Annotated in this window: 17 protein-coding genes; 6 read left to right on the top strand and 11 right to left on the bottom strand. The window is 70.3% G+C overall.

Features of this window, described 5'->3' with window-relative positions; genetic code table 11:
* Window positions 1–51 precede the first annotated feature (51 nt).
* Window positions 52–1,194, top strand: a complete 1,143-nt coding sequence (locus ACHUEU_RS10815; protein WP_394216131.1) for a glycosyltransferase family 4 protein — start codon at window positions 52–54, stop codon at window positions 1,192–1,194.
* Between the two features lie 81 nt (window positions 1,195–1,275).
* Here ACHUEU_RS10815 and ACHUEU_RS10810 read toward each other — a convergent pair whose 3' ends face one another.
* Entirely contained in the window at window positions 1,276–4,566 is a 3,291-nt protein-coding gene (locus ACHUEU_RS10810) for an efflux RND transporter permease subunit (protein ID WP_394216130.1), read from the bottom strand.
* A 165-nt stretch (window positions 4,567–4,731) separates the two neighbouring features.
* Between ACHUEU_RS10810 and ACHUEU_RS10805 the strand changes: the two genes are divergently transcribed.
* A complete protein-coding gene (locus ACHUEU_RS10805) occupies window positions 4,732–6,093 on the top strand; it encodes an MATE family efflux transporter (RefSeq protein WP_394216129.1) in 1,362 nt (453 codons plus the stop codon).
* Between the two features lie 224 nt (window positions 6,094–6,317).
* Here the strand turns inward: ACHUEU_RS10805 and ACHUEU_RS10800 are convergent, their stop codons facing one another.
* From ACHUEU_RS10800 to ACHUEU_RS10760, 9 genes are all read right to left on the bottom strand, one after another.
* Window positions 6,318–7,535: a glycine C-acetyltransferase gene (locus ACHUEU_RS10800; RefSeq protein WP_394216128.1), complete on the bottom strand. Its 1,218-nt coding sequence runs from the start codon at window positions 7,533–7,535 to the stop codon at window positions 6,318–6,320.
* A gap of 86 nt (window positions 7,536–7,621) precedes the next feature.
* Window positions 7,622–8,689: an L-threonine 3-dehydrogenase gene (gene tdh / locus ACHUEU_RS10795; protein ID WP_394216127.1), complete on the bottom strand. Its 1,068-nt coding sequence runs from the start codon at window positions 8,687–8,689 to the stop codon at window positions 7,622–7,624.
* Between the two features lie 172 nt (window positions 8,690–8,861).
* Complete coding sequence (locus ACHUEU_RS10790; protein ID WP_394216126.1) at window positions 8,862–9,713, bottom strand: PHP domain-containing protein; 852 nt, start codon at window positions 9,711–9,713, stop codon at window positions 8,862–8,864.
* Between the two features lie 42 nt (window positions 9,714–9,755).
* Window positions 9,756–12,089 carry a 5-methyltetrahydropteroyltriglutamate--homocysteine S-methyltransferase gene (gene metE, locus ACHUEU_RS10785; protein ID WP_394216125.1) on the bottom strand — a complete coding sequence of 778 codons (2,334 nt, stop codon included), beginning with the start codon at window positions 12,087–12,089 and terminating at the stop codon, window positions 9,756–9,758.
* Window positions 12,086–13,027, bottom strand: coding sequence for a methylenetetrahydrofolate reductase (locus ACHUEU_RS10780; protein ID WP_394216124.1), 942 nt, complete (start codon window positions 13,025–13,027; stop codon window positions 12,086–12,088). The genes metE and ACHUEU_RS10780 overlap by 4 nt, the downstream gene beginning before the upstream one ends.
* A gap of 95 nt (window positions 13,028–13,122) precedes the next feature.
* The gene (locus tag ACHUEU_RS10775; RefSeq protein WP_394216123.1) at window positions 13,123–13,917 is read right to left on the bottom strand and encodes an O-antigen ligase family protein; all 795 of its coding nucleotides are present in this window, start codon (window positions 13,915–13,917) and stop codon (window positions 13,123–13,125) included.
* Window positions 13,918–14,391: 474 nt separating this feature from the next.
* The gene (locus ACHUEU_RS10770; protein WP_394216122.1) at window positions 14,392–15,666 is read right to left on the bottom strand and encodes an oligosaccharide flippase family protein; all 1,275 of its coding nucleotides are present in this window, start codon (window positions 15,664–15,666) and stop codon (window positions 14,392–14,394) included.
* A gap of 16 nt (window positions 15,667–15,682) precedes the next feature.
* Window positions 15,683–16,924: an O-antigen ligase family protein gene (locus ACHUEU_RS10765; protein ID WP_394216121.1), complete on the bottom strand. Its 1,242-nt coding sequence runs from the start codon at window positions 16,922–16,924 to the stop codon at window positions 15,683–15,685.
* A gap of 51 nt (window positions 16,925–16,975) precedes the next feature.
* The gene (locus ACHUEU_RS10760; RefSeq protein ID WP_394216120.1) at window positions 16,976–18,124 is read right to left on the bottom strand and encodes a glycosyltransferase; all 1,149 of its coding nucleotides are present in this window, start codon (window positions 18,122–18,124) and stop codon (window positions 16,976–16,978) included.
* A 596-nt stretch (window positions 18,125–18,720) separates the two neighbouring features.
* Between ACHUEU_RS10760 and ACHUEU_RS10755 the strand changes: the two genes are divergently transcribed.
* The 4 genes from ACHUEU_RS10755 (at window position 18,721) to ACHUEU_RS10740 (ending at window position 23,424) form a co-directional block, all read left to right on the top strand.
* Entirely contained in the window at window positions 18,721–19,695 is a 975-nt protein-coding gene (locus tag ACHUEU_RS10755) for a glycosyltransferase (protein WP_394216119.1), read from the top strand.
* 266 nt (window positions 19,696–19,961) lie between these two features.
* Window positions 19,962–21,542 (top strand): tyrosine-protein kinase domain-containing protein, encoded by a 1,581-nt coding sequence (locus ACHUEU_RS10750; protein ID WP_394216118.1) that lies wholly within the window; start codon window positions 19,962–19,964, stop codon window positions 21,540–21,542.
* Window positions 21,543–21,544: 2 nt separating this feature from the next.
* Window positions 21,545–22,102: an arsenate reductase/protein-tyrosine-phosphatase family protein gene (locus ACHUEU_RS10745; protein ID WP_394216117.1), complete on the top strand. Its 558-nt coding sequence runs from the start codon at window positions 21,545–21,547 to the stop codon at window positions 22,100–22,102.
* A 242-nt stretch (window positions 22,103–22,344) separates the two neighbouring features.
* Complete coding sequence (locus tag ACHUEU_RS10740; protein WP_394216116.1) at window positions 22,345–23,424, top strand: glycosyltransferase; 1,080 nt, start codon at window positions 22,345–22,347, stop codon at window positions 23,422–23,424.
* On the opposite strand, the gene ACHUEU_RS10735 is transcribed toward ACHUEU_RS10740, so the two are convergent.
* A complete protein-coding gene (locus tag ACHUEU_RS10735; RefSeq protein WP_394216115.1) occupies window positions 23,425–23,598 on the bottom strand; it encodes a hypothetical protein in 174 nt (57 codons plus the stop codon).
* Window positions 23,599–24,048 lie beyond the last annotated feature (450 nt).

The following is a 24,048-nucleotide window of genomic DNA, read 5'->3' as shown; positions in this document are numbered from 1 at the left end:
ACCACTGTGCGCGGGAGCTCGCCTACCCGGCAGGACGGAGATTCGGGTCGGATGAGCACGCCCGTTCGCACTGTGATGGTCGCCCACTCGGACGCCGAGTTCGACCTGCCGGGACGGCGCCTGCTCGAGACCGTCACCGGATTGCGTCGCGCGCGGTACCGCGTCGTGGTCGCCGTGGCGAGGGACGGCCCCCTCGTCACCCCGCTGCACCGTGCCGGCGCCGAGGTGCTGATCGTGCCGACACTGGTCCTGCGCAGGCGTCACGCCGGCTCCCCCGGCCGGTACGTCCACCTGCGCAGCATTCCGGCGGCTCTGCTCAGCACCTGGCGGGCGCTGGCGCGCGTGCGTCCCCTGACGGTGTACGCCTCCGCGGACGACATCCCACTCTGGGTGATCCTCGCCCGGCTCCGGCGCGACCGCACACTCGTCCATCTCCGCCGGCCAGATCGAGGTGAGCAGCCGATCGGCCGACTGCGGCTCCTCCCCCTCCTGGCCGCACACCGCGTGCTCATCGACAGCCCCTCCACCGCGAAGACGCTCCAGCAGATCCTCCCCTCGCTGGACACGCGCACCGAGATCGTCCTCGACGCCATCGAGTCCCCGATGAGGCCCCTCCCGCCTCGGGAACCTCTCGAGGGACCTCTGAGGATCCTGTTCCTCGGTGCGCTGACACCGGCGAACGGACCGGATCTCGTCCTCGAGGCCGCGGCTCGACTGCACGAGCAGGGCCGGAGCACGTCGGTCACCCTGTTCGTGACCGTCGCTCCCGAGGACGCCTGGTTCGAGGAGCAGCTCCAGGAACGCACAGACCTCCAGGACGTGACGATCGAGATCGAACGGCCCGGCTGCAGCGCCGAGGCGTTCCTGGCCCGGGCCGACGTCGTCGTGCTGCCCACCCGCCTGGACGGACCGTTCCCCGTCTCCGCGATAGACGGGATCCTCGCGCTGCGTCCGGTGGTCATCGGGGACACCGAAGGGACCCGTGAGGCGCTCGAACGGTATCGCACCGTCCGCCTGGTGGCACCTGACGATGTCGAGGGGATCGTCGATGCCCTCATCAAGCTCGTGGACCGCTGGTCGGAGATCGTCGAGCGCCTCCCGACCAGCCGGGAGACCGCCCTTCGGCGCCACGCACCTTCGGTATACCGGGAGACCATCGCACGGCTCTGCGGCTCCGCGGCCGAGGGCGGCTGAGGACGCGCCGCTGTTCCGCCACGCCCTGCCGGTGGGGCCGACCAGCCCGCAAGGTCCCTGCTGAGCGGTCCGGCATCCGGGTCAGTCTCGGCGCAGGCGCCGCTTCACGATACCGATGATGCCGCCCCGCTCCCGGAGGGCTCCTCGCGATCCTCGCTCCCGGTCGGCGCGCCGAGCGGTGACCGCGGTGCCGGAGGACGTGTCGCCCCCGTCTGCGGCGCCGGCCGCGCGCCGTTCGCGGGTCTCCCGCAGCTGCGCGAGCCGTGCCTCCTCCTTCACCCGCTTCCGCTCCCCCGGGCCCTCGGCGATCCGGTAGAGCACCGGCACGATCACCAGCGTCAGCAGGGTCGAGGAGATCAGGCCACCGATGACCACCACGGCCAGCGGCTGCGCGATGAAGCCGCCGTTGCCGGTGATGCCCAGTGCCATCGGGACCAGCGCGAAGATGGTCGCGGCAGCGGTCATCAGGATCGGGCGCAGTCGCTTGGCCGCGCCCAGATGCAGGGCGTCCTCGAGCGTCATCCCGTGGCGTCGGTACTGATTGACCAGGTCGATCAGCACGATCGCGTTGGTGACCACGATGCCCACCAGCATCAGCAGGCCGATCATCGAGGGCAGCCCCAGCGGGACCCCGGTGATCACCAGCAGCCCCAGTGCACCGGTGGCGGCGAAGGGGATCGAGACCAGCAGGATCAGCGGCTGGATCAGCGACTTGAAGATCCACACCAGCAGCACGTACACCAGCAGGATGGCGGCGAGCATGGCGATGCCCAGCTGGCCGAAGGTCTCCTCGATGTCCGCGGCGGTGCCGCCCAGGGTCGCCTCGACGCCCTCGGGCAGCTCCGCGCTCTCGATCGCCTCGTTCGCGGCGTCGGTCGCCGCCCCGACGTCCTCCCCTGCCGGGGTGAGGGAGACCGTGACCGTCTCCAGGGAGTCCTGGGTGGAGATCGAGGGGCGCGAGAGCTCCTCCTCGACCGAGGCGACGTCCTGCAGCGGGATCGTCCCCCTCAGCATCAGGTCCTGCAGCTGGGTGAAGGTGTCGACGCTCTCGCCACGGGCGACGTAGATGTCCAGCTCCTTGTCGTCCAGGGTGATGGACCCGATCGCGCCGGGATACATCTGCTGGGCGACCATGCCGATCACAGCCTCCTCGGTGAGTCCGCGCTGCGCGGCGGCCATCCGGTCCACGGTCACCACCGCGGTGGGCTGATCGGCCTGCAGATCGCTGCTCACCTCGGCCACGCCGTCCGGCAGCGGGTCGAGCTCGGCGAGGAGCGCCTCGCTCGCGGCCTGCCGGTCCGCGGACGTGGGGCCGGTGAGGAGGATGTCCACGGAACTGGAGCCCGTGGGCGAGGCGACGTCCGCGGCCTCGACGGTGCCGGAGCCCGGCAGACCCTCGAGGGCCTGGACCATCTCCTCCAGCAGGGCTTCCTGGTCGGCATCGGGGGCGGTGGTGATCGAGAAGCTGACCTCGTTCGAGCTGCCGCCGCCGAAGCCGAACTGGCCACCGCCGATGGTGGTCTGCACGGTCTGGACGCCGTCGATCTCCAACAGCGCCTCCTCACTGTCGGTGGCCTTGTCCGAGGACTGCTCGAGGCTGGTGCCGGCTGGGAGGGTCTGGGTGAGGGAGGCGATGTTCTGCCCGGTGTCGCCGAGGAAGCTGATGTTCAGCAGCGGGATCAGGAACACGGTGCCCACCAGGATCGCGACCGAGACGGCGAGGGTCGCCACTCGTCGCGGCAGGGTGTCCACCACCAGGTAGAGCGCCGGCGCGTAGATCCGGTGCAGCCAGCTGCGCTCCTCCTTCGCCTCGGCCTGCTCACGGATAGCGGTGACCTGGGCGGCGTCGTCCGGGTCGACGTCCTCATGGCCCGCGGGCAGCTTCAGGAACCAGTAGGCCAGCACCGGCACGATCGTCAGCGCCACCAGCAGCGAGGAGAGCATCGCGATGCCGACGGTGAGTGCGAAGGGCCGGAACAGCTCCCCGGCCATCCCCGCGACCACGGCGATCGGCAGGAACACCACCACGGTAGCGAGGGTCGAGGCGGTGATGGCGCCGGCGACCTCCCCCACCGCGTCGAGGATCGCCCGGCGTTTGGTCTTGCCGTAGGCGAGGTGGCGGGTGATGTTCTCGATGACCACGATCGAGTCGTCGACCACGCGGCCGATGGAGATGGTCAGCGCCGCCAGGGTCAGCATGTTCAGCGTGTACCCGGTGACGTACATGCCGATGAAGGCGATCAGCAGCGAGGTCGGGATCGAGATCGCGGTGACCACCGTCGGCCGCACCCGGCGCAGGAACAGCAGGATCACGCCGACGGCGAAGAGCAGGCCCAGCAGACCCTCCTCGGCGAGCGCGAGGATCGACTCCTCGATGAAGGGCGCCTGGTCGAAGACGACATCGGCCTTCGCGTCGCCGCCGATGCCCGGGAGCGTGTCCGCGAGCACGCCCTCGACGCCCTCGGAGACGTCCACGACGTTGCCGTCGACGGTCGCGGTGACCATCAGCACCAGCGACTCCCGGCCGTTGGTGCGGGAGATCGAGGTGGGCTCCTCGGTGGTGCGCTCGACCGTCGCGACCTCGGCGAGGGTGACCGGCTCGGCAGGCTGCTGCGCCGGCTGCCCGCCGTCGTCCGGGATCAGCACGATCTGCTCGAGGCTCTCGATGCTGTCGATGCCCTGGCCGAGCACCACGTCCAGGGTGCGTTCGCCGTCCACCACGGAGCCGCCGGGCAGCGAGAGGCCGCTGGCGTCCAGGGCGGTGGTGATGTCGTCCTCGGTGAGCCCGTTCTCGACCAGGGCGTCCTCATCCGGGGTGATCCGCACGATCTCCTCGGGAGCGCCGATCACCGCGACCGAGGAGACCCCGGTGACGCGTTCGAGCTCGGGGGTGACCGAGGTCTCGAGCCGGGACGCGAGGTCGGAGGGGTCCAGGTCCGAGGAGACGGACAGCACCACGGCCGGCAGGTCGCTGGTGCCGCCGGAGATGACCTGCGGGTCCGCGGACTCCGGCAGCTGTCCCTCGATGCGGGTCAGGGCGGCGTCGACCTGGTTGGCGGAGCGGGCGATGTCGGTGCCGTAAGTGAGCTCGACGGTGACCATCGACAGGCCCGCCTGCGAGGTCGAGGAGGTCCCCTCGACGTTCTCCAGCCCGCTGAGGGACTGCTCGATCGGTGCTGTGAGGCGGTCCTTCACCTGTTCGGAGGAGGAGCCGGGAGCGGTGGTCATCACCTGGATCTGCGGCAGCGAGACCGAGGGGATGAGCTCCTGTCGCATCGTGGACATCACGAACACGCCGATGATCGACACGGCGATGCACACCAGCGCGATGAACGACCGGTTGTTCAGGCTCAGCGTGGACAGGCGAGTCATCCTGCTCCTCAGGGGTCGTGCGCGACGGGGGCGGCGCGTGATCGGGCGGTGCGGCCCGTCGCCGCGGCCCGAGGGCGGGCGCCGAGTCCTCCGCGGGAACTCTCTCACGACTGTCTGCGAACTCGGATCCGACGATCGTCGGTGACCGGGCCGCACAATAGGGGGGTGTCCGCCTCCCCCTCCCCCGATGAGTCCCCCCGTCAGGAGCGCGCCCGGAAGACCGTCGACCGCGACATCCTGCGCCTGGCGATCCCCAGCCTCGGTGCGCTGGTGGCGGAGCCGCTGTTCCTCCTCACCGACTCGGCCTTCATCGCCCGGGTCGCGACCACCTCGCTGGCCGGCCTGGGGCTGGCCTCGACGGTGCTCACCACGATCGTGGGACTGGCGATCTTCCTGGCCTACTCCACGACGGCGGCGGTGGCCCGCTCCTTCGGCGCCGGCCGCACCCGGGAGGCGATCTCGCGCGGGATCGACGCCTGCTGGCTCGCGCTGGTGGTCGGCGCGCTGGCGACCGTGCTGCTGGTGGGGGCCGGCCGGCCGCTGCTGGCCGCCTTCGGCCCCTCCCCCGACGTCCTCGCCGAGGCGCTGATCTATCTGCGCCTCAGCGCGTTCGGGCTGCCGGCGATGCTGGCCGTCCAGGCGGCGACCGGGCTGGTGCGCGGCCTGCAGGACGCGAAGCTGCCGCTGGTGGTGGCCGTGGGCGGGGCGCTGGTGAACATCCCGCTGAACGCGGTGCTGATCTTCGGCCTGGACCTGGGGATCGCCGGGTCCGCGCTCGGCACCGTCGTGTGCCAATGGGGGATGGTGGCCGTGCTGCTGGGGGTGATCGTCCACCGTGCCCGTCGGGAGGAGATCCCGCTGACGCCGCACCTGGGGAACCTGGTGGCCGTGGGTCGGGATGCGGTGCCGATGTTCGTGCGCACGCTCGGGCTGCGCGTGGTGGTGATCGCCGCGACCGTGGTCGCCACCCGCCTGGGCGAGGTGCAGCTCGCCGCCCATCAGCTCGCGACCACCGTGTTCACGGCGCTGTCCCTCGCGCTGGATTCGCTGGCGATCGCGGGCCAGGCCCTGACCGGCCGCTACCTGGGCGCCTCGGACCCGGCCACCGTGCATGCGGTGACCCGGCGGCTGATGAGCTGGGGCGTGGGTGGCGGCGCGGCGGTGTCGGTGCTGCTGCTGGCGGCCAGCTACGTGGTCCCCGGATGGTTCACGCCCGACGTCGCAGTGCAGGAGAACCTGCGCGCCGCCCTGTGGGTGCTGGTGCTCGCCCAGCCCGTGGCCGGGTACGTGTTCGTGCTGGACGGCGTGCTGATGGGCGCTGGCGATGCCCCCTACCTCGCGAAGGTCGGCGCCCTGATCGCCGTCGCCATCATCCCCGGCGCCATCGCCGTGGCGTGGTGGTCTCCCGAGGGACCGTTGGGCCTGGCGATGCTCTGGCTGGCCTGCAACTTCCTGTTCATGGTGCTGCGGGCGATCAGCCTGGGCCTACGGGTGCGCACCGATGCGTGGATGCGGCTGGGCGGCTGACGCCACGGGAGGGCGCACTCCTGGCCCGGCGCGCACCCGGCAGCGACGGCGGCGGCAGCGGCAGCGGCAGCGGCAGCGGCAGCGACAGCGGGATTGTCAGTTTCTGTTCCGGATCACGCCCTGTTCTGGAACGGAACCTGACAAGATCTCCCCGCGGCCGCCGAGAACGCAGAGCGGTCGAGGTGCGTGAGGCCGCACTGCGAGGCGCGGAGCGCGAGGGGCGCTCAGCCGCCCTGCACCGCAGCGCGGGAGGCGATGAAGGCCTGGACCGCGGTCTCGACGTCCGCCTCGGTGTGCGCGGCGGAGAGCTGCACCCGGATCCGGGCCTTGCCCTGCGGGACCACCGGGTAGGAGAAGGCGGTGACGTACACCCCGTTCTCGAGCATCGCGTCGGCGATCTTCGCCGCGAGCGCCGCGTCCCCGAACATCACCGGCACGATCGCGTGCTCGCCGGGCAGCAGCTCGAAGCCCTCCTCGCTCATCCTTCGGCGGAACAGCTCAGCGTTGCGGAACAGGGTCTCGCGCAGCTCGCCGCTGCCCTCGACCAGCTCGAGCGCGGTGAGGGTGGCGGCCACGATCGACGGGGCCAGCGAGTTCGAGAAGAGGTAGGGGCGGCCCTTCTGGCGCAGCATCGCCACGATCTCTCCGCGGCCGGAGACGTAGCCACCGCTGGCACCGCCGAGCGCCTTGCCGAAGGTGCCGGTATAGATGTCGATCCGGTCCGAGACCCCGAAGTGCTCGGGAGTGCCGGCGCCGGTGGCGCCCATGAAGCCCGTGGCGTGGGAGTCGTCGACCATCACCAGCGCGCCGAACTCCTCAGCGAGATCGCAGATGCCCGGCAGCGGGGCGAGGTAGCCGTCCATGGAGAAGACGCCGTCGGTGACGATGACGGTGCGGCGGGCGCCCTTCCCGTCACGCAGGGCCGCGACCGCCTCGAGCTGGGTGCGCAGGTCATCGAGGTCCGCGTTGCGGTAGCGGAAGCGGGCTGCCTTGGACAGGCGGATGCCGTCGATCAGGGAGGCGTGGTTCAGCGCGTCGGAGATGATCGCGTCCTCCGCACCGAACAGCGGCTCGAAGACGGCGCCGTTGGCATCGAAGCAGGAGGAGAACAGGATCGTGTCCTCGGTGCCCAGGAAGTCGGAGACGGCGCGCTCGAGCTGCAGGTGGAGGTCCTGGGTGCCGCAGATGAACCGCACCGAGGCCATCCCGAAGCCGCGCTCGTCCAGGGCCCGCTTCGCGGCCTCCAGCAGGCGGGGGTCATCGGCCAGGCCCAGGTAGTTGTTGGCGCAGAAGTTCAGCACCTCGGCACCGTCGCGGCCGACGGGGCCGGCGGTGACCCGGTTGCCCTGCGGGGTGGAGATGACGCGCTCGTGCTTGAAGGTTCCGGCCTGCTCGATCTCGGCGAGCTCGGCGGTCAGCTGGTCCTTGAGGGCGGTGTACATCGGGGGGTGTCCTTCTGTCGGGGTGACGGTGAGCGGCACGGCGGGGAGCAGGAGCAGGGCGCCCGACGAGCGCCGGGCGCGCGGGGTCAGGCGTCCAGGGTGCTCCAGTCGAGCACGACCTTGCCGGCGGTGCCGGCCTTCGCGATCTCGAAGCCTCGCTCCCATTCGCTCGCGGGGAGCACGTCGGTGATGGTGCGGGTGATCGCGGCGCGGAGCGTCTCGGAGGTGCTGAGCATCGCGGACATCGCGTTCCAGGTCTCGAACATCTCCCGGCCGTAGATGCCCTGCAGGGTGATCATCCGGGTGACGACCATGGTCCAATCGATCTCGAACTGCTTGGAGGGCAGACCCAGCAGCGCGATCCGGCCGCCGTGGTTCATGTTCTCGATCATCTCCTGCAGCGCCCGGGCCTGTCCGGAGATCTCCAGGCCCACGTCGAAGCCCTCGCGCATCTCCAGGCGCCGCTGGGCGTCGCGCACCTTCATGCTGGCCACGTCCAGGACCACATCCGCGCCGCAGCCCTCGGCCATCGCAAGCCGCTGCGGGGAGATGTCGGTGATGGTGATGTAGCGGGCACCGGCGTGGCGGGCGACGGCGGCGGCCATCTGCCCGATCGGGCCGGCGCCGGTGATCAGCACGTCCTCCCCGACCACCGGGAACTTCAGGGCGGTGTGCACGGCGTTGCCGAGCGGGTCGAAGACGGCGCCGAGCTCGGGGCTGATCAGCTCCTCGCCGCCGTCGTGCTCGTGCACCCATACGTTCTGGTGCGGGAGGGTCACGTACTCGGCGAAGGCGCCGTCGCGCTGCACGCCGATGGAGCGGGTGCGGATACACATCTGGCGGCGGCCGGCGCGGCAGTTGCGGCACACCCCGCACACCACGTGGCCCTCGCCGGAGATGCGGTCGCCGATGCGCACGTCGGTGACCTCTTCTCCGGCTTCGACGACCTCGCCGTAGAACTCGTGGCCCGGGGTGAAGGGCACCGCATCGCACATGGCCTCGGCGGAGGCGTCCCAGCCGAGGATATGCAGGTCGGTGCCGCAGATCCCGGCACGCAGCACCCGCACCTTCACGTCCCAGGGGCCACAGCCCGGCTCCTCGACGTCCGTCCATTCCAGCCCGGCTCCGGGCGCGACCTTGCGCAGTGCGCGCATCAGACCTCCTCGTCCGGCTCCTGCTCGGAGCGCTGTGCTCCCGCTGCCGGCGCGCGATGCCGGGGTGAGCATCGTGCCGTCGCGGGGCGGCGGGCTCCGGGTAGGAACCCGCCCCGCCGAGGATACGGGCCCCGAGGGACCCGGGCACGCCCCAGGGGCGGCGAGGAGGACCTCAGCGCCGCCACAGCTCGCTCGGGTCACGGCCGGCGCGGAAACCGAACGCCTCGACCATCGCCGCCGCCTCGGGGAAGCCGTGGGCGAGCGCTCCGGGGGTGTGGGCGTCGCTGCCCAGGCTGATCGAGCGGCCGCCCTCCTCGGCCCACCACTGCGGCATCCACGGCCACAGCCGTCGGGTGTTCATCTCCAGCGCGCGGCCGCTGTGGGCGATCACGGCCATCGCACCGCGCAGCTCCTGCTCGACGCTGCGTGGATCGAACGGCCCCACCTCCTCCACGGGCCAGTAGCGCAGCGCATAGTCCAGGTGGGTGACGACCTCGAAGGGCTCGTCGCCGGCCACCAGGTCGGGGACCTCGGCGAGGTACCGGCGCAGCACCTCCTCGGCGGGGAGCCGGCGGAACAGGGTGTTCGGTTCGGCCCGTCGGCCCTCGAACTCGAGGGTGTGCAGCGAGCCGAGGATCCGGTCGAAGCGGCTGAGGTCCAGGTCCACGCCGGCGGCCGCGAGGTGGAGATGAGGCTGGCCCACCTCGAGCCCGGTGCCGATCCGCAGGGACGGGAACGCGGCGCGGCAGCGTTCGATGCTCTCGAAATATCCTTCGACGTCGAAACGGGGCACGGCGACCACGCCGTCGGCCCCCACGAGGTGCCGCTCGTGGTCGCCGAAGTCCTCGGGGTCGGTGAACCAGGCGTCCTCGAGATCGAGGTGCTCGGTGAAGAACAGCGCCGGCAGCCCGATGCGCACGGCCCGGGCACAGGTGGCCTCCATGGTGCCGCGGGCGGGGCTGTCGGGACCGCCGGTGTCCCAGGAGAACTCGCTGTGCACGTGGCTGTCTGCGGGGAGGGTCATGAGGCCAGCGTGGCACAGCGCCCTGCCCCGCCGACGGCGCGCTCACACCCCGGCGCTCACCTCCGCGTCGGCGCGCACCTCGCGAGCGGCCTGGACGAGGTGGCGCAGGCTGGCCTCGGTCTCGACGTAGCCGCGGGTCTTCAGACCGCAGTCCGGGTTCACCCACAGCCGCTCGGGGCCGATGACGGCGCGGGCGCGGCGCAGCTGCTCGGTGATCTCCTCGGCGCCGGGCACGCGCGGAGAGTGGATGTCCCACACGCCGGGGCCGATGCCGCGGGGGAAGGCGTCGGGCGCGAGAGCCTCGAGGAGCTCGCCGCGGGAGCGGGCCGACTCGATCGAGGTGACATCCGCATCCAGGGCTTCGATCGCCCCCACCACCACGGAGAACTCGCTGTAGCAGAGGTGGGTGTGGATCTGCGTGACCGCGGCGGCACCGGAGGTGGCCAGGCGGAAGGAGCGCACCGACCAGTCGAGGTAGGCCTCGCGCTCGGCCTCGCGCAGCGGCAGCAGCTCGCGCAGCGCGGGCTCGTCGACCTGCACGATGCCGATCCCAGCAGCCTCGAGGTCGGTGACCTCATCGCGCAGAGCCAGTCCCACCTGGGCGGCGGTGTCCCCGAGCGGCTGGTCATCGCGCACGAACGACCAGGCCAGGATGGTGACGGGCCCGGTGAGCATGCCCTTGACCGGCCGCGAGGTCAGCGACTGGGCGTAGGTCGCCCAGTCCACCGTGATCGGTGCGGGGCGGTGCACGTCACCGAACAGGATCGAAGGGCGCGTGCAGCGGGAGCCGTAGGACTGCACCCAGCCGTGCTCGGTGGTCGCGAAGCCCTCGAGGTGCTCGGCGAAGTACTGGACCATGTCATTGCGCTCGGGCTCGCCGTGGACCAGGACGTCCAGGCCGAGCTCCTCCTGCAGGGTGATCACGCGGGCGATCTCGTCCTGCATCGCCTGCACATACCCGGCGTCGTCCAGGGCGCCCTTGCGGTGGGCGGCCCGGGCGGCGCGCACCTCACCGACCTGTGGGAACGAGCCGATGGTGGTGGTGGGCAGCCCGGGCAGGCCGAGCGCGGTCTGTTGAGCGGCGGCGCGCACGGCGTAGTCCTCGCGCTCGGCGTGGGCGGCGGTGACCGCGGCGGCGCGCTCGCGCACTGCCCCGACGCGCACGCCCTCGAAGAGGCGCGGTACGGAGCGCGGACCGTCCGCGGAGCCGGCCTCGACCTCGCCGTCGGCGAGGGTGACGAGCTCGGTGATCTTCTCGTCGGCGAAGGCGAGGGTGGCGGTGAGCTCGGCGGGCAGCGACGTCTCGCGCTCCAGGGTGTGCGGGACGTGCTGGAGGGAGACGGAGGTGGAGACCACGACCTCCTCGGCCGCTCCCCCGGCCTCGGTGACGCGGCGGCGCAGCTCGGCGAGGCGCGCCGCGGCGGTGGGCAGCTCGGTGCGCCACACGGAGCGGCCCTCGACGAGCCCCGCGACCAGCTGCACGGTGTCGACGCCGGCCAGCTGCGCGATGGTGGGCAGGTCGCCGCGGGTGAGATCCACATGCACGGCCTCGACGCCGGTGGCGAGCAGCGCCGGGAGCAGATCGCCGATGCCGCCGTAGGGGGTGGTGAGCAGCAGCTGAGAGCGGTCCGGACCGGCGGCGAGGCGGCCGATCGAGCGCTGCAGCAGCTCGGCGAGCACGGCCTCGTCGACCCGCTGATCAGCGGCGAGGGCGGGCTCGTCCAGCTGCACCCAGGTAGCGCCGGCGGCGTGCAGTGCCTCGAGGAGCTGCGCATAGACGGCCACCACCTGGTCGAGGCGGTCCAGCGGGTCGAAGTCGGCGGGGGCGCCTTCCTGCGCCTTGGCCAGCAGCAGCAGGGTGAGGGGGCCGACGAGGACGGGGCGGGTGCCCGCGCCGTCCTCGAGGGATTCGGTGAACAGGTCCACCGCCCGCGTGGAGGCGAGGCGGAGGTCGGTGTCGGGGCCGATCTCGGGCACCAGGTAGTGGTAGTTCGTGTCGAACCACTTGGTCATCTCCAGCGGCGGCTGCTCCGCCGTGCCGCGGGCGAGGGCGAACAGAGCGTCGTCGTCGAGGGTGCCGCCGGCCTCCACCACGGAGGCGAAGCGGTCCGGGACGATGCCGACGGCGAGTGCGGCATCGAGCACCTGGTCGTAGAGGGAGAAGGATTCCGGGGCGGCGGCCGCGGCATCCAGCCCGAGCTCGGTGAGGCGGGCACGGGTGGCGCGGCGCAGCTCGCGGGCGCGGCGGGTGAACTCGGCATGATCGATGCGACCGGCCCAGTAGGCCTCCTCGACCTTCTTCAGCTCACGGTCGGGGCCGATCCGGGGGTAGCCGAGGGGCGTGGCGGCGGGCAGCGGGGTGGTGTCGAGGGTCATCGAGCGTCTCCTTGGGAGGTGGTGGACCAGCGGTCCAGGTCGAGATGGTCGAGCACGTCGAGGGCATCGGTGTGCTGGTTGAAGGTGAACAGGTGCAGCCCGGGGGCGCCGGCGTCGAGCACGCGGGTGGCGAGGTCGACGGTGAAGCGCACCCCGATCCGGCGCCGCTCCGAGGCATCCGCGGCGAGTTCGAGCTCGTGCAGGAGCTCCCGGGGTGGCGCGACACCGCTGAGCGCGGCCAGGCGCGCCAGGCGGTCGGGGTTCGTGGCGGGCACGAAGCCGGGCACCAGCGGCATCCGGATTCCGGCGCTCCGGGTGCGTCCGAGCAGTCGGCAGTAGTCCTCGGGGTCGAAGAACACCTGCGTGATGGCGAAGTCCGCACCGGCCCGCTCCTTGGCCACCAGCACTTCGATGTCATGACTGGTGGTGGGCGATTCGGGATGGCGGTGCGGGTAGGCGGCGACACCGATGCTGACGCGCCCGCCGGCGAGCCCGGCGGTGCGCTGCCGCTCGATCTGGCGGATCAGCTCGATCAGCGGGCGTGCGAAGGGGATCTCGTCATCGTCGAGGCGGTGCCCGGCCGGCTGGTCCCCGCGCAGGGCCAGCAGGCCCCGCACGCCCCGGTCCAGCAGTGCATGGATGATCGTGGTGAGCTGGACGCGGGTGGAGCCGATCGAGGTCAGGTGCACCAGGGGGCGCAGGCTGGTCTCGGCCAGCACGTGCTCGGTGAGCTCGAGGACCCGGGCGAGGTTGCCGTGGCCGGCACGGCTGGTGACCGAGACGTGGTCGGGGGCGGTGGCCTCGAGCTGGGTGATGGTCTCCCGCAGCCGCTCGAAGGAGTGGTCGGTCCGCGCGGGGAACAGCTCGTAGCTGAGCGCAGGGCGGTGGCGCACAGGCGCGGTGCGTTCGAGCTCGGGCAGCGTGGTGGTGGCGGACATGGCGGGAAAACTACGGGCCGCGCCGCCGCGGTGAAAGGATCGTGTTCACGTGTGAACCTGCGCGACGGCGGAGGGTGGTGGGTCGTCGTCGGGGTTCATGCGGAGTCACGACGGAGAGGGGCATGGGATCTTCTGGATCCAGCCCACCCGATCACCAGCCCCGCCAGCAGGCAGACGAGCGGGAATTCATACAGGTGGTCGATCATCGAGTGCACCGCCAAGGCGCACCAGGCGGCGACCCCGATCACCCCGCGTGCACCCTCGCCCCGGGAGGCGGTCAGCGTCCCCGTGACCAGGACGCCGACGAACAGCAGCGCTCCGACGGCCCCGAACTCCGCGCCCACCTGGAGGATCGAGGAGTGGGCGGCATAGAGGTGGGGCTCCGAGCGGGCGGTCGCCGAGAACTCCAGGAACGATCCGGGCCCCCCGCCGAGGACCGGGTGTTCGCCCCACAGGGCGAGCGCGTCGCCCCACAGCCGGTGCCGTGCTCCGCTGAGACTGCCGTGGGCACGCAACCACCGGGGCCACACCGGCAGTCCGCCCAGGACGACGACGACCACCATCGCGGCTCCGATCACGCCCAGACCCGCTGCGAGGATCGCGTGTCGCGCCGGGGCAGTGCCCCTGCGCAGGGCCAGGACGACGACCACGACCATGAGGACGACGAGCACCGACGCGGCCTGCGAGCGGGCGGCGAGGAGCACTCCCAGCGCCCCAGTCGCCGCGGCGAGCACCGTCCGGACGGCCGTCATCGGTCCCGCGCGCGGACCCGAGGGCGAGCCCGCCAGCAACAGGCCGGACAGGGCCACCAGCTGCACACCGGCGGCTGCTTCCGCATTGGTGTAGAAGGGCCTGCCGAGCAGCACCAGGAGCGCGAGGAGAAGTGCCATCGCCCCCAGAGGAGCTCCGGCCCCGCGGCGCGCGGCCGCGCCGCCGAGCAGGGCACCCACGCCGAGAACCAGTGAAGCGACTCCATGCACGAGCCCCACCGAGAAGTCATGGGACTCCCGCCATGCCGCGAGCACCATCCACACGAGCAGAGCGACCAGGGACGCAGCCAGCGCGATGCGCGCGGGCCCGCCCGGACCCTTTTCACCGGGATCTTCCGTTCCGTCCTTCACGCCAATGCCCCGTCGTCTCCCACGAGGTGCGCCTCGTGGTGTGCCGGTCCTCGAGATCGTTCGGCCGGCCGCCCGTGAGGTCGGAACCTCGATGGCCACGAGGACAGTCAGGCGAATCGTCATAATTCGGGCGCACGTGGCGTCCATTGTGCCACGGTCACCAGAGCCCGACCCCCGGGCACGCACGGACCCGCGATCAGCGCGAGCCTGACCCGACGCGCCCGACCGAGCCACCGGAACGGATCACGACCCCTGCTGCCGTGCGTCGAACCGACGCGCCACCCACAGGGCCAGTCCGACCACCACCGCCAGCAACACGGCCATGATCCAGCTCATCACCGTGATGACCACGTGCAGGTCCGCATCGTAGAGCGACACGAAGAGAAGCGGCGCGGCCGCATAGAGGATGGAGAAGACGAGCAGAACACCCTGCCTGTTGGCCACGATGAACACCGTGGAGATCGGCGAGCTGACGAACATGAGCAGGAGCCAGGGCGTCAAGGACCGCGCGAACTCTCCCGCATCGACCCATTCCGCACCCAGGAACAGGGGAAACAGGGTCGGGGACAGCAGGTACAGACCGGCCGAACAGGGCAGGCCGACCGCCGCGAGCCTCACGATGATCTTCCTCAGCAGCGGTGTCATCTCGCCGGGTGCGGATCGTGCCAGCCTGTGGAACAGCACCTGACTGATGGCCGCGTTCATCAGACTCATCGGTGCCATCGTCAGTCGCCACGCCATGTTGTACTGGCCGAGAGCCGCGACGGAGCCGGCCCCGATCAGGAAGTTGATGCCGTTCAGCCGGATCGCATCCATGATCGCGGTGGTCCCGTTGAGCAGTGGCATCCGCACATGCTCCTTCGCCATCTCGACCATTCGCCGACGGTCCGGCTTGGTCTTCGGAAGAGACGCCCGGGCGAGCTGGAAGAGCCGCACGCACGCCACGAACTGCCCGAAGATGGTCCCGACGATGAGCCCGCTCGCGCCCGCGCCGCGCGGGAGACCCAGACCGATCTGACTGGCCCCGGTCCCCGATGCGAGCAGGGCGTTGTTCCGGGCCAGCTTGGCGAATTCTCCCTGCCTGTTGAGCCAGTATCCCAGGACGCTGGACTGCCCGAGCAGGAAGATGCTGACACCGCAGAGCGGCAGCCAGGCCGCGTAGGGCCCACCGATCCCCTCGGGTCCCCAGATCACCACCGCCGCCACGACGAGCGACGAGAGCACCGCCATCATCAGCACGATCCGCTGCGAGAGCTGCACGATCGTCCACGCATCGTGGTCCTCTTCCGGAAGCATGATGGCGAAGTTGTAGCGCAGCGACGCGATCGGCACGACGATCGCCACTGTGGAGGTGTACAGCGCCAGCGCCCCGAACGATTCGTCGCCGTACAACCGAGCCGTGGCGAGCAGGGCCCCCATGGTCACGACCTGCGCGACGGCACTTCCGGTGAACAGATGGAGGACGTTTCGCAGGAAGGAAGGGACCTGCTTCTTCGGACCACCGCTCTCATCGGTCATATCGGCCGCACGACTGTCACGAGACACCCCTTCTCCCTCTGATCGTCCCCCCGGAACCATCGCTCTCCGCTGCGCCTGTCCGTGGGGTGGGCGGCAGGGACCTCGTCACGTCATCCGGTCGACCGTCGACGGGGGCCGCCGCCCCGCCGCCTCGGCCCGGCGGTCCACCTCCGCTGGTCAGCGCGGAGAGGGCCAGCACGAACCAGAAACCGGCGAAACCCAGTCCCGCGAGCGTGATACCGAATATGAGCACCGGCACGGCCAGGATCAAGTATCCGACCGCGCCATCGTTGACCCGCGCCGTGACCAACGCCGACAGCAGCAGCGCCACGATCAGGAGGAGACCCACAGCTCCTTGCTCGACCCATCCCTTGAAGAACAGTCCATGGGCATTGAGCACCACGCCCTCGGTCGCCTCGAGATAGACGGCGTCGGAGCCGTACCCCACCCCGAAGAACCACCAGTGATCGACCGTCTTCAGGTACAGCTCCGCAATCTGAGCTCGGCTCGAATCGCGCAGGCTGGTCTCGCCCTCCAGCAGTTCCAGCACCCGCAGCGGTATCACGTTCAATGCCGCAGCGACGGCGACTGCGATGAGTCCCATCGCGACGAGGAGCACCATCCGCAGCGACGCCCCCCGCCGGGACAGAGCTCCATGGGCCAGGCCCGCGCAGACGATCGCCGCCATCGCCACGAACCCCGTACGGGAGCCGGTCAGGATGACCCCGAATCCCAGGAGCAATCCGGAACCGAGCAACAGGGACGAGCGCACCTGGGCATTGAGGTACAACCAGACGACGGCACCGATCGCGATGGCGAACTGGAAGGCAGTCTCGTTCTCATCCGCCCCACCCACGCTGTACCGCCCGGAGTAGCGCTGAGTGGGTGAGACGACGAGCCACGTCGCGAGGACGCACGCGCCGGCGATGTACGCGAGGAGGGCACTGCGCAGCCGCTCCTTCATGGTGTCCACCAACAGCGCCATGAGCACGATGCTGTACGCCATCGAAGCGACCCCGATCAGCCTCACTTCCGGGGGAGCCCACAGCAGAGTCGTGATAGCCCATGCGAGCAGCGCCACGGCACTGACCACGAGCACCCTCGGGAACCTAAGCGGGGCCGTGCGCCTCGTCAAGCTCGCCATCCAGGTCACAAGGAAGACGGCCCCGACGAGCGAGGGAAGAGTCCTGCCGGCGATCACGGTGAACGCATCGAAGGGGACCGCGGCGCAATAGAGCAGCGCCGCGACCTGAGGCACTCGGGCATCCCGACGCGCGCGGATCACCGTCTCCCGATATTGCCGCAGCACTTATGGCCCCAACAGCTCGGCGACGATGGTGCTGTTCGTGTGCGCATCGAAATGCTTCTCCCAATGCGTCCGCCGCGCCCCGGGACCAACCGTCCGCAATCCGGCCGCCCTGTGGATTGCCGACGCAACGTCGTCGGCGTCGCTGTCGGCGGAGAAGACGACGCCGAGAGAACTGTCGCGCGGGAGCATCCCCGGAATCCCCCCGACCGCTGGAGCCGCGACGGGGATGTCGAACGACAGGGCCTCCATGATGCTGACGGGAGCGCCCTCGGAACGGCTGGCGTTCACGAAGACGTCCACGGGAGTCTCCTGGTAGAACGCGAGGATCTCGTCCCGTGGAGTACGCCCTCTGAGCTCCACCGTGAGCCCCTCCGGCAGGTCGCCCGCGTCCTGCCTCAGCGCCGCCATCTCCGGCCCGTCTCCGAAATGCGTCCACCTGACCTCGACCCCGACCTCGGCGAGCAGCTTCAGGCCCGCCAGGATCAACCCGACCCGCTTGTTCTGGTCCACTGCTGAACAGCTGACGACCTGCAGACCTCCACCGTCAGGAACCGGCCCCAGTCCGAGATCCGGCGACCCGAGGGGAGCCAGGACGACCTTGCCCTCGCCCCCGGCCCCCTCGCTGCAGCCCTGTTCGGCGATGTAGTCACGGCCGTGCGCGGACACGGTGAGGATCCGGTCCGCGCGCCGGAAGATCGAGCGGCGGAACGGCATGTACCCCCCGCTCCTCTCGACATACAGGTCACCGCCGTGGAAGCGGACGGAGATAGTGGCGGCCTCGCCCTCCAGCCAGGGCATCGCATAAGCGCCCCAAGCGCCCCAGAAGAAGTAGACACGGGCATCGCTCCAGGCGTCCTCGTCGAGGACGTCCCGAATCCTCAGCGCCACGAGACGGCCTCTCAACGTGGCGAAGACGAGTCGCTGCAGAGTGCGAACCCCGGTCACGTGGCGCAGATCGCGGAGGAAGATGATCATCGACTCCCGCAGCGCGCCCGAGCGACGGAAGCTCTCACGGACGAGCTGACCTCGGCCTCCCGGTATCGCTGCGCTGAGCTCGACGTTTCCTGGCATCTCGCCCCGTGACGCATTCGAGGGCACCTGCGCGGCCACCACGCGAATGGCGTCGAAGTGCCCGGCGAGAGTCGACATCTCGCCGTCCACGAAACCGTAATCCGAGACTGCATACGGGTATGCATTGGTGACAATGATGAGTTTCGGCATACCTGAACTTTTCTGTACGGCACCGCGATGTCAGGTGGTCGCCCCTGTCGTGGCGCACCATCACGGAGAGCTCGGGCCCGCCGTCGCGCCAGGCGAGGGCGGGCACTCACGCGTGTCCGAATTGCACCGAGAGGCCCAATTGTCCGAGACCCCCACCCGCACCATACTACGACTGCTCGCCACGCACTCCAGCCATCAGGGTTCACCACTCCTACGCCGGCACGACCAGGGCCGGCGCCACTCGGTGCCGGGCGTCGGGGCGACACCCTGGTGCGCCTCACGCCCCGGCGGGAGACGTGTGAGCCGGACCACGGCCGTCACGTTATGATGCGGCCACCATGAGTTCTCCCAGCCGCCCCGGGGGGCTTCGACCCTCGCCCAGAGAAGGGCGACGCGAGCGAGCTCCGCAGCGCCGTTCCGTCGTCGTCGCATCCATCGAAGCGGTCCGCGAGGGAACAGCTGCGGCCCAGCACATCAACGGCGTCCACGAAGCGCTCCGCGAGCACGAACCGCAGTTCAGCTCTGTGCGCCTCATCGCCTCGGAGCACCGGTCCGACGGCGCCAGGAGACTGCTCGACATCGTCGCCACGCAGCTTCGCATTATCGCCGCTGCGCCACGCACGGGACTGCTCTACCTGCGGGCGCACCCGCTCGCACTCCCGGCGGTGCTGTTCTCACGGCTACTGGGCTGCAAGGTCATCCTCGAGGTGAATGGGAGCGGTGACGACGTCTTCATCGCGCACCCCGGCACGGCCGTCCTCCGGCCCCTGCTGTCGCGGGCGGGATCTCTGCAGTACCGGCTCACGAACCACGTCGTCACCGTCACGCCCGGGCTGGCTCGACTGATGGCGGCCAAAATCAGCGCAGGCAAGATCACCGCGCTGACCAACGGCGCGCCCCTGCGGCTGAGCAGCCTCGCACAGGAACCGGGCCGTCCCCCTGTCGTCATCTTCTTCGGGGAGCTCGCCTCCTGGCAGGGCATCGAGACGGTCCTTGCAGCCAAGGCGTCCGGCCACTGGCCGGACGGCGTTCGGCTGGAGATCATCGGCAGCGGCTCGATGGCGAGCGCGGCGGAGACCGCAGCGCAGAGCGATCCGACCCTGACATTTCGCGGGCGGCTGCCCCAGGCAGAGGTCCACGAGCGGGTGGCGGAATCCTACGCGACGCTGAGCGTCCAGAGCGGTCGCGTCAGGAGGAACCTGCACGGCGTCGCACCGCTGAAGGTGGCGGAGAGCCTGATGCTCGGGACGCCCGTGATCCTCAGCGACCTCGGTGGGCACAGTGACGTCCTCAAGGGGGTCGGCTATCGCTGGATCGTGCCGGCGGATTCCCCGGTGGAGCTCGCGGAGATGGTCGGCGCCCTGGTGGCCGAGACCGATGCGGGCACCGTGCGTCGCGACGCGATCTCCGCCATCGCGCAGGAGAATCTGTCCTGGGAGGCGATCGGTAAGAAGACTGCCGATCTCATCGAGGGAGTCATCGCCGAGACGGCCGCATAGCGGTCCCCGACCCCCACGGACCGCCGGATTCGAGAAACGGCCTGCACGAGGGATCACCGCAGCGTGCCGTCCCCACCGCGCGACGCCCCGCGGTCGGAGTCGATACCGCCCTCGGTCGCGCCCTGGCTGAGTAGAATATCCGCACAGGGGTGGTCTTGTCCCGCGTCGTGAAGGTGCACTGCACCTTCGCGGGACCGACATCGCCATGAGCCGCCTCGGCTCGCTCGGCCCAACGCCGGGCAGTGTCGACTATCGAACGGATTCCCGTGGAGTTGCAGCATTACCTGAATATCCTGCTGGAGCGTTTGGGCTTCGCAGCGCTGGCGGCTGTCGTGGTCCTCGGGGCCGTCCTCGGATACACAGCGCTCCAGACCCCGACGTACCAGGCGACGAACCGCGTCTTCGTGCAGACGGCGATCGGTGACAGCGTCGCGGACCTCAACAGCGCAGTCAGCTTCGCGAGCCAACGCATCACGAGCTACGCCCAGCTCGGCACCACCCCCCTGGTCCTCGATCCCGTGATCACGGAGATCGGGATGGACACGACTCCGGCCGCACTCGCCGAGCAGATCAGTGTCACGGTGCCGCCGGACACGCTGATCCTCGAGATCACAGCGACCTCAGAGGACCCGACCGAGGCCGCAGCCATCGCGAATGCCACCGCGGCCAGCCTGCAGACGCAGGTGGGGGAGCTCGAGTCCACCGGGGAGAGCTCTGCCGTCGCCCTGACCATCGTCTCCCCGGCGACGGTTCCCACGTCCCAGACTTCTCCCAATGTGCTGCGCAACGTCGCCGTCGGCATCCTGCTGGCGCTGCTCGCGGGCGTCGGGATGGCACTCGTCCGGGACTCCCTGGACAACCGGATCCGGCGGCCGGAGGACATCGAGAAGACCTTCGACCGACGGGTCATCGCCACGATTCCCACCAGCCGGGACACCGCCTCGTTCCCGCTCATCTCATCGACGTCCCCGCAGAGCATCCAGGCCGAGGCCTACCGCGACCTCCGCACCAACCTGCAGTTCATCGGTCTGACGACCGATGACAGGAGCATCCTGGTCACCTCGTCGATGCCCGGCGAAGGGAAATCGAGCTCCGCGATCAATCTCGCGCACGTCCTGGCACAGTCCGGAAGCCGCGTGCTGCTGGTCGATGCCGACCTGCGCCGGCCGGCGCTGGCCAAGCACCTGAGCCTCGAGGGCAACGCAGGCCTGACCACCGTTCTCATCGGCGAGTCGAGCATCGCGGACGTCGCCCAGCCCCTGGACACCGAGGGTCTCGACGTGCTGACTTCCGGTCCGATCCCGCCGAACCCGAGTGAGCTGCTGGGCAGCCAGCGCATGCAGACGGTGCTCGCCGATGCGCTGGCGGCCTACGACTTCGTCGTCGTGGACAGCCCGCCGCTCTTCGCCGTCACCGATGCGGCCATCCTCTCGCAGATCGTGGGCGGGACGATCATCGTGGCCAGGAGCGACCTGGTGAAGAAGCATCAGCTCGGCAGGGCGCTCGAGAAGCTCGAAGGCGTCGATGCGCGTCTGCTGGGCGTGATCCTCAATCGCTACCAGCGCGGCACCCAGCACTTCTACTCAGCGCAGGAGACCTATTCCGCGGATCCCGCCACGACGCAGTCCCACCTCGCCACGACGGCACCGGCCTCAGCCGGCCCCGACGCGGGAGCCGCCCCGGCCCGGCGCCGAGCGGGCGAGCCGGCTGCCGGCGCCTCCCCAGTGACCGCGCCTCGACTGTCGGCACCGCGCCACGCTCTTGCGCGTCATCCCGAGGACGTCGCCGACCGGACCCGAGCGGGCTCCGGAGCCGAGAGCTCGGGCGCCGGCATCGAGGAGCGATAGCCGTGGCACAGCTGCTCGTGGTGTGCACCGGGAACATCTGCCGCTCCCCCGTCGGCGAGGCGCTTCTCGCGCACCATCTCAGGAGCTCCGGCATCACCCTGCACAGCGCGGGGACCCATGCGATGGTGGGCGCCCCGCCGGCCCCGGAGGCTCTCGCCCACATCCGAGAGTCCCTCGACACGGACTTCCCGCACCGCGGCACTCAGGTCACGAAGGCCGCCGCCGAGTCGGCAGGCCTGATCCTCACCATGACCGAGGAGCAGCGGGCGATGGTCGCGCGCCTCGCCCCACGCTCCGTCCGGCGCACGTACACGATGCTCGAGTTCGCCCGCGTCATCTCGGCGGTGGAGAACCGCGAGAAGCATGGTTCCCTGCACGAGCTCGTGCATGCGTGCGCACCGAAGCGCCGACGCGCGAATCCCCCAGGTGTCGTCAACGACATCGCGGATCCTTACGGCGGCACGGCCGAAGGCTACGCCGAGAGCTTCGCCCTCGTGTCCAGAGCGAGCGATGACATCGCCGCAGGAATCACTCGACGGCTCCGCGCGTCCGCATCATGACCTGAACCGAGCAGGGCGCTTTCTCAGTAGGCGAAATGCACCGGATCGTGCTCCCCGGATCAGGAGTTCACGGGCAGCAACCGAACGCGGTGTGCGCCACCGGGTCCCGCTTCCAAAGGGCTCGGCGGTCCCGTAGAGTCTGAACCATGGGAAAGCGTACAAACCGGACAGCTCCGCTGCCGGACGTCGATCGCAGCGGGTCGGACGGGACGATGATGACTCAAGAGAGTTCGGCCGACGCCATGGCTCAGCCGAACAGGCGCGCCCCGGTCATCGGATTGCTCACCTCCAGCGGCGGGACGCTCGACGCCTTCTTCCTCGAGATCATCGAGCGTTGGCAGGCACAGGGAGCAATCGTCGAGTGCGCGGCAGGGTCCCCCTCGAAGGGCATCGCCAGGCAGACGGTGCTCGCGTCCGTGACGAGGCGCCCCTCCCCGCGGAATCTGGGAGCACGTCGCGAACTGCGCGCCTGGGTGCGTGACAAGGGGATCGACGTGGTGCTGACCAACACGGCCACCGCCTCAATGCTCGCCCGTGGCGCCGGCGTGGGTGCCCCTGTGGTCTATTTTTGCCACGGCCTGCACTGGAATGGTCGCCGCCTGGCCGATCTCCCGTTCCGGATCGCCGAGCGAGCACTCATCCCTCGCACGGGCGGGATCGTGACGATCAACTCCTCCGACGAGGGATGGTTCTCCCGGAACGCTTCCCGGACGCCGCGATTGCGCCTGCTGGGCGGAGTGGGACTAGACACGCATCGATTCGCGCGGCGCAGTCCCATCCGCTGGGACGAGGGCGGTGAGCCGCTGCGGCTCGTCTGGTGCGGCGAGTTCTCGGCGCGCAAGGATCCAGCCGCCGCCGTGGAGCTCGCGCACGCCTTGCACCGGCGAGGCGTCGACGTCGTCCTGGACATGCTCGGTGACGGCGAGCTGTTCGACTCCCGAGACACCCGAAGCCCGATCGAGGGCCTGGTGCGCCGCCGAGGACGGACAGATGTCGTCTCCTACTTCGAGCAGGCGCACGTCCTCGTCCAGACCTCCCGCTGGGAAGGGCTTCCTCGAGTCGGCCTCGAAGCGATCGCCATCGGCCTGCCGGTCGTCGGCTTCGACGTGAAGGGCGTACGGGATCTGCCTGCCGTATCCGTCGCCCCGTCCGACGACATCGAGGCACTCGCCGAAGCCGTGCTCGCATCCGCCCGAGGAGACCACGAACCTCTTCCGGATCCCGCCACGCTGTCCTATGTGCATGCGGCGGATATGCTCCTCGAGTTCGTGGACGCGGTCGCCACCGGGAACTTCCCTTCCGGGCGGGCGTATGCCGCCTGATCAGCGTTCCGACTCCGCCATGACGGCGGCCGGGGGCTCCGCAACGGAGCCTCGCGACCCCCATCGGCCCGAGGGGTGGGACGTGACCCGGACGCTCTCGTACTTCGCGGAGACGACGCCGGCGGCGTAGTCCTTCCAGGCCTCGTCCTCGTCGAGATCGAAAGCCTGCTGCACGTCGCGGCAAGGGGCGTCCGCGCCGGCGAGGGGAGGGTCCCGGGCATGGCGGGGGCCGTGCGGACGGCGGCCGCGACCGCGTCGTCCACGCCCGCTCCCGGCACGACCGCGAGGCCGGAGGAGCCGCTGCCGAAGGGGTGCTTGACCACCAGCTCCACGCCATCGGCCGCGAGCTCAGCGGTCCCCGCTCGGTCACTGCCGAGGGCCTCGAAGGCCTCGCGGAACCACTGCACGAGATACAGCCGCCTCCCAGCGGACCCGATCACCACCGTGGGCTGAGTGCTCATCGCGCATCCTCCGCGGCCGTGCCGGCGACCGCTGCGTCACCGATCCGCTTCACGGTCTCGTAGGCGGTCGACGATCTCTTCCCAGATCCTGTTCGCGGCATCGGCATCGAACACCTGCTCCCCCGAGGAACGGGGTCGACGTGCGCTTTCCGCTGGCTCCCGG

This window comes from Brachybacterium vulturis, assembly GCF_043641765.1.
In the GTDB taxonomy this organism is placed as follows: domain Bacteria; phylum Actinomycetota; class Actinomycetes; order Actinomycetales; family Dermabacteraceae; genus Brachybacterium; species Brachybacterium vulturis_A.
Note: the sequence above shows the minus strand (reverse complement) of the source record. Positions and strands in the feature narration are given on the sequence as shown.